The organism is Apilactobacillus waqarii, assembly GCF_019061205.1.
Classification (GTDB): Bacteria; Bacillota; Bacilli; order Lactobacillales; family Lactobacillaceae; genus Apilactobacillus; species Apilactobacillus waqarii.
In genome coordinates this window covers 151,670-164,083 of record NZ_JAHQYH010000001.1, presented here as the reverse complement: position 1 = coordinate 164,083, position 12,414 = coordinate 151,670, and the positions used below count along the sequence as shown (strand labels likewise).

The 12,414-nt window shown below is 36.6% G+C and carries 15 protein-coding genes; 2 read left to right on the top strand and 13 right to left on the bottom strand.

Annotated elements, in window-relative coordinates:
• Window positions 1–21 precede the first annotated feature (21 nt).
• Window positions 22–828, top strand: coding sequence for a Cof-type HAD-IIB family hydrolase (locus KTJ72_RS00790; RefSeq protein ID WP_217303897.1), 807 nt, complete (start codon window positions 22–24; stop codon window positions 826–828).
• A gap of 37 nt (window positions 829–865) precedes the next feature.
• Here KTJ72_RS00790 and glpK read toward each other — a convergent pair whose 3' ends face one another.
• Window positions 866–2,371, bottom strand: coding sequence for a glycerol kinase GlpK (gene glpK / locus KTJ72_RS00785; RefSeq protein ID WP_217303896.1), 1,506 nt, complete (start codon window positions 2,369–2,371; stop codon window positions 866–868).
• Between the two features lie 16 nt (window positions 2,372–2,387).
• Window positions 2,388–2,576: a 2-hydroxymuconate tautomerase gene (gene thmT / locus KTJ72_RS00780; protein ID WP_034531102.1), complete on the bottom strand. Its 189-nt coding sequence runs from the start codon at window positions 2,574–2,576 to the stop codon at window positions 2,388–2,390.
• A 117-nt stretch (window positions 2,577–2,693) separates the two neighbouring features.
• On the opposite strand from thmT, the gene KTJ72_RS00775 reads away from it, so the two are divergent.
• Window positions 2,694–4,124, top strand: a complete 1,431-nt coding sequence (locus tag KTJ72_RS00775) for a C69 family dipeptidase (protein WP_217303895.1) — start codon at window positions 2,694–2,696, stop codon at window positions 4,122–4,124.
• A gap of 90 nt (window positions 4,125–4,214) precedes the next feature.
• On the opposite strand, the gene rplS is transcribed toward KTJ72_RS00775, so the two are convergent.
• From rplS to ftsY, 11 genes are all read right to left on the bottom strand, one after another.
• Entirely contained in the window at window positions 4,215–4,571 is a 357-nt protein-coding gene (rplS, locus tag KTJ72_RS00770; protein WP_034531098.1) for a 50S ribosomal protein L19, read from the bottom strand.
• Between the two features lie 126 nt (window positions 4,572–4,697).
• Window positions 4,698–5,444, bottom strand: coding sequence for a tRNA (guanosine(37)-N1)-methyltransferase TrmD (gene trmD, locus KTJ72_RS00765; protein WP_217303894.1), 747 nt, complete (start codon window positions 5,442–5,444; stop codon window positions 4,698–4,700).
• Complete coding sequence (gene rimM / locus KTJ72_RS00760; protein WP_034533544.1) at window positions 5,434–5,958, bottom strand: ribosome maturation factor RimM; 525 nt, start codon at window positions 5,956–5,958, stop codon at window positions 5,434–5,436. Before rimM ends, trmD begins: the two co-directional genes overlap by 11 nt.
• A gap of 55 nt (window positions 5,959–6,013) precedes the next feature.
• Window positions 6,014–6,271, bottom strand: a complete 258-nt coding sequence (locus KTJ72_RS00755) for a KH domain-containing protein (RefSeq protein ID WP_217303893.1) — start codon at window positions 6,269–6,271, stop codon at window positions 6,014–6,016.
• Between the two features lie 13 nt (window positions 6,272–6,284).
• Window positions 6,285–6,560, bottom strand: coding sequence for a 30S ribosomal protein S16 (rpsP, locus tag KTJ72_RS00750; protein WP_034531094.1), 276 nt, complete (start codon window positions 6,558–6,560; stop codon window positions 6,285–6,287).
• A 91-nt stretch (window positions 6,561–6,651) separates the two neighbouring features.
• Window positions 6,652–6,939 (bottom strand): hypothetical protein, encoded by a 288-nt coding sequence (locus KTJ72_RS00745; RefSeq protein ID WP_094751179.1) that lies wholly within the window; start codon window positions 6,937–6,939, stop codon window positions 6,652–6,654.
• Window positions 6,940–6,943: 4 nt separating this feature from the next.
• A complete protein-coding gene (locus KTJ72_RS00740; protein WP_217303892.1) occupies window positions 6,944–8,173 on the bottom strand; it encodes a vWA domain-containing protein in 1,230 nt (409 codons plus the stop codon).
• Window positions 8,174–8,178: 5 nt separating this feature from the next.
• The gene (locus tag KTJ72_RS00735; RefSeq protein ID WP_217303891.1) at window positions 8,179–9,279 is read right to left on the bottom strand and encodes an ATP-binding protein; all 1,101 of its coding nucleotides are present in this window, start codon (window positions 9,277–9,279) and stop codon (window positions 8,179–8,181) included.
• A 53-nt stretch (window positions 9,280–9,332) separates the two neighbouring features.
• A complete protein-coding gene (gene ffh / locus KTJ72_RS00730) occupies window positions 9,333–10,811 on the bottom strand; it encodes a signal recognition particle protein (protein WP_217303890.1) in 1,479 nt (492 codons plus the stop codon).
• 14 nt (window positions 10,812–10,825) lie between these two features.
• Window positions 10,826–11,167 carry a putative DNA-binding protein gene (locus tag KTJ72_RS00725; RefSeq protein ID WP_041152283.1) on the bottom strand — a complete coding sequence of 114 codons (342 nt, stop codon included), beginning with the start codon at window positions 11,165–11,167 and terminating at the stop codon, window positions 10,826–10,828.
• A 25-nt stretch (window positions 11,168–11,192) separates the two neighbouring features.
• Window positions 11,193–12,413: a signal recognition particle-docking protein FtsY gene (ftsY, locus tag KTJ72_RS00720; RefSeq protein WP_217303889.1), complete on the bottom strand. Its 1,221-nt coding sequence runs from the start codon at window positions 12,411–12,413 to the stop codon at window positions 11,193–11,195.
• Between the last annotated feature and the right edge of the window lies 1 nt (window position 12,414).

Sequence of the window (12,414 nt, the reverse complement as noted above, 5' to 3'; positions counted from 1 at the left end):
TAAAAGAGGTGAAACAACTACATGGATAAGAAACTTATCGCAATTGACCTTGATGGAACTACACTAAATAGTGAGTCAAAGGTTTCACAAAAAACTATTAATACTTTAAATAAAGTAATTGATTTAGGTCACGTTGTCAATATTGTATCAGGTCGTCCACCACGTTTGATTACAGACATCTATAACCAAATTGGTTTAGACAATCCTTTAATTAGTTTTAACGGTAGTCTAGGATACAATCCACTAACAGATTGGAATAAGGCCTACGAATACAATATTGATCGAGATATCGTCTTTGATGTCTTAAAACAAGATAAAGACCTAGGGATTAACTTAATGGCCGTTGAAGGTAAAGAACTATTCTTGGCTAATCGTGAAGCCAACGATGAAGTTGGTTTCTTCCCAACTAGTCTTGAACCTTCTGAATTCATTACTAAAGAGAACTTAAACGAAAACCCAATTTGTCTAACCCTACAAATCCAACACAATAAGATGGATAAATTCATTAACTATGTAGATCGTAACTATGGTGATACCCTACAAATTTCACCATGGGGAGGTCCTGATTCAATCGTTGAATTAGCATCTAAGAACGTTAGTAAGGAAACTGGTCTAGAAGTACTATCTGACTACTACAATATTGACCAATCTAACATCATTGCGTTTGGTGATGAATTTAACGATGAAACCATGTTGAAGTACGCTGGCTTAGGTGTTGCTATGAAGAATGGTCAACCTAAGATTAAACAACTAGCCGACGACGTTACCAAATACGATAACGATAATGACGGTTTAGCTCGTTACCTAGACGAATACTTTGAACTATAAAAAGACTTGAGATTAACTCAAGTCTTTTTTCTTTTGCTTATTTATTTGGATGAAACATTTGCGTACTCTTAACCGCTAATTGCCAACCTTCATAGTAGTGATTACGTTTATCTTCATCCATCTTAGGATAAAACTCGTCTTGTTTTGGTTTAATTTGCTTAATCTCATCAATATCTCGCCAAAAGCCAACTGCTAATCCTGCTAGATATGCAGCACCTAATGCAGTGGTTTCTGATATGGACGATCTTTCAATTGGTGTATTTAAGATGTCTGATTGAAATTGCATCAAATAATCATTTTGTGCAGCCCCACCATCAACCTTTAGATGTTTCAAATCCAATTGAGTATCATCCACCATGGTGTTAACCACATCCTTGGTTTGATATGCTAGTGAGTCCAAAGTAGCCTTAACAAAGTCTTCCTTAGAAGTAGCTCTAGTTAACCCAAAGATTGCACCTCGACTGTCTTGGTCCCAATATGGGGCTCCTAGACCAGTAAATGCCGGAACAACGTAAACATCATGATTGTTGGCAGAATTAAATGCTAATTCCTGGGTTTCCTTAGCATCATTAATCATTCTAAGACCATCTCTTAACCATTGAATAGCGGAACCAGCGACAAAGACACTTCCTTCAAGCGCATAGTTAACCTTGCCATCAATTCCATAAGCAATGGTTGTTAGTAATCCACGATCAGACAATACCGGTTTATTACCCGTATTCATAACAATGAATGAACCAGTTCCGTAGGTATTCTTAATACTTCCGGCTTCTAGACCTAATTGACCAAATAATGCTGCTTGTTGGTCACCTGCAATCCCAGAAACGGGAATTTGCACACCATAAAAAGCATAACCAGCAGTGTAACCATAAATTTCAGATGATGATCTAACACTTGGCAATATTTGTTTTGGAATATCCAACGCTGATAGGATTTCGTCATCCCAACTTAGCGTGTGAATGTTATACAACATTGTTCTACTTGCGTTGGAATAATCAGTCGCATGAACATGACCACCTGTTAGTTTCCATAGAATCCAGGTATCAATGGTTCCAAATAAGACGTCACCATTTTCTGCCTTTTCTCTAATACCATCGACGTTATCTAACAACCACTTAATCTTAGTGGCTGAAAAGTATGAGTCGATAACCAAACCGGTCTTTTCATGGATCATATCGGTATAACCAGCAGCTTTTAAATCATTAGCAATGTCACTGGTTTGTTTTGATTGCCATACAATTGCATTATGAACTGGTTCACCGGTAATTCTATCCCACATGACTGTGGTTTCTCTTTGGTTGGTAATCCCAATTCCACGAACCTTATAAGGCGGTATCTTGGAGTGAATTAATGCTTCTGAGATAACGGTCTGCACAGCGTCCCATATTTCATTAGCATCGTGTTCAACCCATCCTGATTGAGGGAAAAACTGCGTAATTTCTTTTTGTGACTTACTTACCACTTCGCCACTATGATTAAAAATCATGGCGCGAACACTGGTAGTTCCCTCATCAATTGACATTATATACTGTTCGTTTTGCATGTTATTTCCTCAGTTATTATTTTTCGTCGCTCTTTAGTTTACCTGCAACACTGTAGTTACTCTTCTTCATTTCGTTTAAAACGATGTGAACGTGTTCAGCTGGTGCGCCAGTGTTCTTTACGATTGCGCTGGTAACGTCAGCAACTAGTCCCTTCAATTGTTCTTCGTTTCTTCCTTCGATTAAATCAATATGTACTAATGGCATAATCATTCTCCTAACCTATAATTTTATTCTGATTATACTTTAGATACTTATATATTTCAATTTTTTAAAAGTTTAATGTACAATTATAGAAATAAAACTAACGAGGGAGTGTTTAACATGCCAAAGTTTCCAGAATACGATGCATGTACTAGTATCTTAGTCGGTAAGAAAGCATCTGTTGATGGTTCTACCATGATTGGTCGTAATGAAGATTGCAAAGCAACCTGGCCAAAACATTTTGTTGTTCATCCTCATAAGGAGTATAAGGAAAAACCAGTGTTTAAAGCGCAAGAAAACGCCTTTACAATGGAATTACCTACTGTTAGGGGTAAATACACCGCTACTCCAGAATGGACTAATAAAGAGGGATTATTTGAAGAAGAAGGTATTAATGAATACGGTGTCGCTATGAGTGCTACCGAAAGTGCCTATTCAAATAGTTATGTATTAGGATTTGATCCACTAGTTGAAGACGGTATTAGCGAAGCTTCTGTTGTCACTGTTGTTCTACCATATGTGAAAACAGCTCGTGAGGGTGTTAAACGCCTAGGTGACATCGTCTCCAAATACGGTTCCAGCGAAAGTAACGGAATCTTATTCTCAGATCAAGACGAAGTTTGGTACTTTGAAATTGGTTCCGGTCATCAATGGGTTGCGATGAGAATACCAGATGATTGCTACGCTGTTGTATCAAATCGCCTAGCCATTCAAAACATTGACTTCGATGACCCAGACAACTTTATGTGGTCTGACGACATCATTGATTTCGTTAGAAAAAACCACTTAAACAACTCTAATAACGGTAGTTTTAATTTTAGAGAAATCTTTGGAACTAGAAACGAATCTGACCTATACTACAACAATCCACGTGTTTGGTATGGTCAACGCATGTTTAATCCAGAAGTTAAACAAGATCCAGAATCGTATGACCTACCATTTGTCAGAAAGCCAAGCCGCCTAATTTCTGTGCAAGATGCCAAAGATTTTCTAGCATCACACTACCAAGGCACTCAATTCGATCCAGTTGGTAAAGGTAGTCACGAAGATAAGACAAGATACCGTCCAATTAGTTTGGCAAAGGCCCAAGAATCACACGTCTTACAAATTCGTCCTAACCTTCCAATCGAAGTTGGTGGTATTCACTGGTTATCAATGGGTGTTGCCGCACAAAGCGTCTTTGTTCCATTCTTTGCCGGCATCAAAGATACCCCACTTGAATACAAGATTGGTAAGTTAACCTACGAACCAAAATCTGCTTATTGGATTTTCAAACTGGCTGGAGTCTTATTAGACCCACACTACAATACATTCGTTGATGTTGTCGGTGATGTTCAAGAAAAACTTAATATCTACTTCCAACAAAAAATTAATGAAGCTGATATTAAGGCCAATGATTTAGCACCTCAAGAAGTTTCTGATTTTGTCACAAAAATCAGTAATGAATGTGCTGAATATGCAATGGACAGTTACAGACATCTATCATACGAATTAATCTCAAAATCAACCGACTTTTCAAAGTTAAACTATAATACAGACGAAAACCTATAAATAAAAGGATGGCAATTAAGCCATCCTTTTTTGTACAAAAAAAAGAGCAACGCATAAGCGTTACCCTTCATTTTAGATATAAATTTTATCTTAACGACGACGTGCTTCTTTAATACGAGCAGCCTTACCATGACGTTCGCGTAAGTAGTATAGCTTAGCACGACGTACGGCACCACGACGAGTTACTTCTAACTTAGCAACACGTGGTGAGTGTAGTGGGAAGATACGTTCAACACCTACACCTGAAGTGATCTTACGAACAGTGTAAGTAGCTTGGATTCCTGTACCGTGGCGTTTGATAACAACACCTTCGAATACTTGGATACGTTCGTTGCTACCTTCAACAACCTTAACAGATACCTTAACAGTATCTCCGGCTCTAAATTCTGGAACATCACTCTTTAGTTGTTCCGCGTTAATCTTTGAGATTAATTCGTTTTGACGCATAATATAACATCCTCCAACTAGCATTCTTGTCTTTACTTGTTGCAACAGCGGAATACCGTTTTTATTTAACTATAAAAATAGTCAACTAGAATACTAACATAACCACAATTACTTGTAAAGATTATTTTATTCTTCTTCTATTTTTACTTCCGCTAACAATTTCTTTTGTAAATCAGTTAATTGACTGTAATCGATTAAGTCTGGGCGTCTAAGATAAGTCTTTCTTAGCGCCTCTTTTTCTCGCCATTCTTCAATCTTTTGGTGGTTCCCACTAGTCAATACATCGGGTACTGTCATGCTCCTGAAATCTGCAGGTCTAGTGTATTGAGGATATTCTAGTAATCCACTTGAGAATGAATCACCTGGTGCAGATTCATCGTTACCCAAAACATCAGATAATAATCGAGCAGTTGCATCAATCATTACCATTGCTGGTAGTTCTCCACCAGTTAAGACAAAGTCACCCAATGAGTATTCATCGGTAACTAGGGTCTTAATTCTTTCGTCATATCCTTCATAGTGACCACAAATGAATGTTAAATGGTCTTCCTTAGATAGCTTTTCGGCCTCTTTTTGATCGAACTTCTTTCCTGCCGGATCAAGCAGAATCACACGACCCTTAGAAATGCCTTCCTTATCAGCTTCTTCTTGGGTATGTGCCAAAGCATCAAAAATTGGTTGAGCTTGTAGTAACATTCCAGCACCACCACCAAATGGGTAGTCATCAACGTTACCGTGCTTGTTGGTCGAGTAGTCTCTAAAGTTAGTAATATTAATATCTAATAATCCTTTATCCTTTGCTTTTCCAAGGATTGAATCACCCAAAGGGCCATCAAACATATCTGGAAACAAGCTTAAGATATCAATCTTCATCGTCGAGCCCCCTAGGAACATCCACAGTAATTACTTCATCGTCTAAATTAACATCTAAGATAACTGAATCAATCTTAGGTAATAATAAATCGGACTTGTTATCACGTGAGACAACCCAAACATCATTGGCACCTGGTGAAAGAATTTCCTTAACGGAACCAATCTTTTGTCCATCAGTATCTAAAACATCTAAACCAATGATTTGGTGATAGTAGTATTCGCCAGGTTGTAAGTCATCACTATCAAGTTGATCTTCAGCAATCTTTAATTCTGAAGGTTTTAAGTATTCAACATCATTGATAGTTGGCTTGTCTTTAAAGTGTAGCAAGATGAAGTTCTTATGAGTTCTAACACCATCGATCACTAACTTTTCGCTCTTAGTATCATTTAAAAACGCATAGACTTCATTACCAACTTTAAAACGTTTTTCAGGGAAATCGGTAATAGACATTACACGAACTTCACCACGAAGTCCCTGAGTATTTACAATCTTTCCAATATTATAAAAGTTCATTATTCATTTCCCCTTTTATGTTAAAAAACTCTTAAACAAAACACCAAGGTTTCATTTAAGAGTTTTTATTCTTACTATCATCAATAATCAGTCTTACGCGCTTATCACCAGAAACACGAGCACTGTAAACAATCGTACGAATTGTTTGCGCTACATGGCCCTTTTTACCAATAATTATACCAACATCGGCAGGATTGGTAACAAGATGATATTCATAGAAACGATCCGATTCACTATGATCGATAGCAACATCCTCTGGGTATTCCACCAGTGGTTTTACGATTTTTTTAATCAGCTCATCAAAATTAGTCATAACTCGATATCACTTATTTCTTAGAGTATTTAGCTTCATGATATTTCTTCATGATACCAGCATCAGATAGTAAGTTACGTACAGTATCTGAAGGTTGTGCACCCTTGTTTAACCATTCGAAGATATCTTCTTCTTCTAGTTTAACAGTACTTGGTTGAGTTAATGGGTTGTAAGTACCAACAGTTTGGATGAAACGACCATCACGAGGGCTACGTGAATCAGCAACTACAACACGGTAGAAAGGACGCTTCTTTGAACCCATTCTCTTCAAACGAATTTTAACAGACATTAATAAACACCTCCTGTATTTCTTTTAACGATATTAAATATAACAGTTATTTAGATGCTTGTAAAGGTTTTTTTCTTTACACCATGATTTTTTATTGAAAATCAGCTAAAAGAGCACTTTTTGCCAGCTGATCCATGTATTTTTCGTTATAAATAACAAAATTATGGACACTTTGATAGTCGTTAAAATCAACTTTAACATTCTCAAATATCTGATTTCTAACTAATTCCTTGGCTAAATTAACATCATTAACTGACATCTTTGCCACAAACGGTGAGTCTTCATAAATTTCATCCCAAGAATTAGATAGTAATGCCTTTGCTCTTTTAATATTCACGTTATTATTAATCGCCATTTTTAATATATCCGGTTTTAACATTTTATCACATCCTAATTTGGTCTAAGTATAAGACGTTTTCCTTTTGGTTACGTACTGATAAATCGTCTTGATAGTCCAATAGTACCCAGGTGATATTCAAGTTTGATTGGTTCAAATATTCTTCACCCTTACCATCGGTGAAAACGATGCATCCCTGCTTAATCAATTTATGCTCGTTAACATAGTCAACGATACTTTGATACTTGGTACCACCTTGTAATAATCGCTGATCGGATAAAAGACCATCGCTAATCGAATAAACCTTAGCATCAAACGTATAGCAATTAACCTCGATATTTGGCATCGATTGAATTGCCTTAACAACACTAACCATGTTGGCATATTGATCATCACTGATTGAACCCGAACTATCGATAAAAACGTTCAAATGTTCACTCTGATGTCTGATTCTTCCAGCAATATCCATACGATATGGCTGTCTACGATTAAACCGATTATAGGTTTTATTTGGTCGATTACTCCTATTTCCAGTAATTCTTCTTACAATTTTCTGTAAATTGATTCTAGGCATCACAATAGACTTAACCTGCTTAGCAACTGCCATTGAAAGTTCACCGCGATACTGGCTATAGGCATCCCTTAATAGCCTATCAATTGTTTCTTTTCTTTGGTCATAGTCTTGATTACTGATATTGCTCTCATCATCAAAGTATCGGTGATCATCGACAATTCGTAGGTTATCATTATCTAATTTACCAACACCATCTTGTTTATCTTGACTAAATAAATCATAAAGCTGTTTAGCGTATTGACTCGAATCCAAATTAGGTTTCATATCAAGATTGTATTGGTAGTTAATATTATCTAGCGTCCATCCCTTAGAATAAACATCTGAGACGTATTGGTTAACGGCCACATCGGAAGCCACGTCATTCAATAGACTGTAATTGACGTATCTGAGGGGATGCAACCACACGATATGCATGGCTAGATGTTCTAGGATTGCAATCAAATCATTCGCATCTGCCACATCATCTTTTAAATGACTAGGATTATATGCCAGTTCCAATTGGTTATCATTCCATTTCAATGCTAAAAATGAATCAATCGTATCATCTGCATCCCTGTTTAAATGGAGCAAAATTTCACCATAGAAGCTCTGATTACGAATTAAGGATAAAATCCCTTTAGCAATGATTCCATCTGCCTCATTTGGACTATTTTGCTGTGAATTCGTATTAATTAGGTCGTAAATATCACTATTGAGTGTCATATTAATCACCTGTATGCATTAAAACTGATTTCGGTTAACTTATCATATAACTGTTTAGCAGCTAAACTTTTTTCTGTCATGTTGTAGATATCATCGATTAACCCACTGTCGTTAATCAATGTTCTTACAATCGCGTATTGACCATCTGAACTTAATAAGTCGATAAACGTTGCTAAACGGTGGCAAGTGTCATCACTTAATGTTGATAATAACTTTACGTACTCACTGACTAGTGATTGCTTAGTAACCTCATCGCTAGAGTCTAGTTTATCAATGACATCTTGTAAGTCACCATTTAAATCAATCTTGTCATTGATAGATTGATGCATGAATTTAATAAAAGCTTCTGCAATGGATGGACCGACATTTCCTGAGATGACCTCGCTTAAAATGTCTTCATCATAATCGTCATTATATTGATTAATGATATTTGAAACACGGTGCCAGGATCTAGGCGTTGGTTTAATCTCATCGTTACCATGGTCTAAAAACTCTGGATTGTCGCTAATAAAATTAATAACTTGTTGGTTGACCTGGTTATCTTTTGCCCATTTTAACCAATCGTTTGCATCTGTTTGCATGTTCACGCGGACAGTTCTATCGGTAATAGCATCATCACTATCATAGACATCATAATTATCATTCATATCATCAGGGTTTTCAGCAATGATGATGTGGACTTGTTTTGGTAATACCACCGAGTTAATGCGGCGTTGTAGAACCAAATTCATTAACTCACTTTGCACATCAGAGGTCCCACGATTAAATTCATCTAAAAACCAATAGATTGGTGTATCAGGATTGGCTTCAGCATATTTGATAATTTCAATAATGGTGTGAGAGTAACCAAATTTAACGTCGGCCAGGGTTCCATACTTGTCAGTCTCAATAAATGACTTATCGGTAAGTGGTGGTACTGGGATGGCTAAATCACCTTTTTCAGATAAACTCACGACTGTAGTAAATAACTTGGCATGATTTTGCTCAGCTAATTGATTTACTAGTGCCGACTTCCCAATTCCGGCAAGGCCAACGATATTAGCTACCACGCCACTTTTTTCAATCAAATCTACCGCTTGCATTGTTTTAGTAAAACCTAATGCCATAAACATCCCTCCTAAAAAAGACACAACTACCCAGGGTAATTATGCCTTTTCCATTATTTACGCTTCTTGTTACGTTTGCGCTTGTTTTTATTCATTTTCTTGCTAATTTTTCTGCTCATGCGTTTCATTGCCATTTGTGAGATCTTGCCACCTAGGCCGCCACCCATTCCTGGCATTGAAGGCATTCCATCCATGCCCATGTTACCCATCATTTGTTCCATACCAGACATGTTACCCTTAGACATCTTATTCATCATGTCCTTCATTTGATTAAATTGCTTAATCATACGGTTAACTTCTTGAATTGGACGTCCACATCCACGAGAGATACGACGTCTTCTTGACGGATTTAATAAATCAGGGTTATTACGTTCTTCATAGGTCATTGAATAGATAATTGCCTTGATGTGTTCTAAATCCTTAGGATCCATGTTCACGTTCTTCAAGGCAGGATTATTAGCCATCCCCGGAATCATCTTCATGATTTCATCCAAAGGACCCATCTTTTGAATTTGCTCTAGTTGGTCTAGAAAGTCTTCAAATCCAAAAGTATTGTTTTGCATCTTTTCGGCTAATTCTTTGGCTTGCTTTTCATCATAATCGTTTTGAGTCTTTTCGATTAATGATAGAATATCACCCATTCCAAGGATACGAGAAGCCATACGGTCTGGATGGAAGACGTCAAGTGCTTCCATCTTTTCACCTTGTCCCACAAACTTAATTGGTTTTTGGGTTACTTCACGAATTGAAAGGGCAGCCCCACCACGAGTATCACCATCTAACTTAGTTAAAACAACACCGGTAATATCTAGTGCATCGTTAAAACCTTCTGCGGTATTAACTGCATTTTGACCGGTCATTGCATCAACAACCAATAGGATTTCGTCGGGATGAGTCAATTCCTTAATGTTCTTTAATTCATCCATTAAGGTTTCATCGATTTGTAGACGACCAGCAGTATCGATTAATACATAGTCATTATGGTCTTCTTTGGCCTTAGCCATCCCATTTCTAACAATTTCAACTGGATCGACATCAGTTCCTTGTTGGAACACAGGAACATCAATTTGTTTACCAACTGTTTCCAATTGGTCGACGGCAGCTGGACGGTAAACGTCGGCTGCGATTAGTAATGGACGAGCATTTTCTTCTTTTTTAAGTTTTAAAGCTAATTTACCAACAGTGGTAGTTTTACCTGCCCCTTGTAAACCAGCCATCATGATAACAGTTGGAATTTTTTCAGATTTGTTCAATGGGACTGCTTCTTCACCCATTGTCTTTGTTAATTCTTCATTAACAATCTTTACGATTTGTTGAGCTGGATTCAATCCTTCCAATACTTCCGCTCCGCGAGAACGTTCTTGGACACGCTTAACAAAATTTCTTACAACTGTGAAGTTAACATCGGCTTCAAGTAAAGCAAGTCTAATTTCACGCATTGTTTCTCTTAAGTCAGCTTCAGAAACTTTACCTTTACCACGTAAATTACGCATTGCTTTTTGAAGACGTTCTGTTAATCCTTCAAATGCCATTTATTTCACCACTTTCATTTTTCTTCAGTTATTTCTAAATCATCAACTAATTGATTTAGTTTATCGTCATTTGGATAGTTATCCTTAACGTAATTTCTAATTGCATCAGTTTGATCATTTCGTTTCACAAAATCTGAATACAAGTGAAGTTGTTCTTCATATTTTTCCAGAATTACTTCTGTTCTTCTTATGTTATCATACACAGCCTGTCTACTGACATTAAACTCTTCAGAAATTTCTCCCAATGAGTAATCATCAGCGTAATAAAGTTGAATATAACTATCTTGCTTATTTGTTAATAATGGACGATAAAATTCGAATAAAGAATTAATTCGATAATTTTTTTCCATTTCCAATTAAATCAAGTCCTTTCGGTTCAGACTATTTAATTAGACCCTTAAATAATCCATATACAAAATCATTTGCATTAAATTCTCTTAAATCTTCTACCTTTTCACCTAAACCAACGTATTTAACTGGAACGTGAAGTTCGTTTCTAATTGCTAAAACAATTCCACCCTTAGCAGTTCCGTCTAGCTTAGTTAATACGATACCAGAAACATTGGTTGTTTCTTTGAATAGCTTAGCTTGGTTTAAGGCATTTTGACCTGTGGTTGAATCTAGAACTAATAAAACTTCATGAGGAGCGTCTGGAATTTCTCTAGTTAAGACCTTCTTCATCTTAGCAAGTTCGTTCATCAAGTTAACCTTGTTTTGAAGTCTACCAGCAGTATCTACGAATAAAATATCATAGTTTTCATCTTTAGCCTTATGAACTGCTTCATAAACAACTGCAGATGGGTCACTTTGTTCAGGCTTTTTGACGATATCAACACCATCACGTTTTGCCCATTCATCTAATTGTTGAATAGCACCGGCTCTAAAAGTATCTGCGGCAGCTAATAAAACTTTCTTGCCTTGCTGTTTGTACATATTAGCCATCTTACCGATGGTAGTGGTCTTACCAACACCATTAACACCAACAAACAAAATAACAGTTGGACCTTGGTCAGAAAAATGAATTTCGGTGTTCTCATCATTACCATTTTGATCATAGATATCAATCATCTTTTGAATGATAACGTTTTGAACATCGTCTTTACTCTTGGCATTTTGTAACTTAACTTCATCCCTTAATTGGTCAGTTAAGTTAACGGCCATATCAAAACCAACGTCTGATTCAATTAGAGTATCTTCTAGGTCTTCGAAAAAGTCTTCATCAACACTTCTGAAGTTAGCAAACAAACGGTTTAGACGTTGTCCAAATGTACTTCTGGATTTTTCTAGTCCTTCAGTAAACTTAGTTTGATCATCTTCAACAGGCTTTTCAGCAGCAGGTTGTTCATCATCAGATTGTTGTTCAACTTTTTCTTTGTCAGAATTGTCTTCAACGTCTGATTCTTTTGAATCTTCTTGATCAGTTGATTGTTGTTCTTCTTCACAAGTTACAGTTTCTTGTTCACTAGCTTGTTCTACCTTATCATCTGATTTTTGTTCGTCATCAACAACAGCATCAGTTTCATCATTTTTTATTTCTTCAACTTTACTATTGTTGTTTTCTTCTTCGTTATTACGCTTTTTAAAAATATCAAATAATCCCATA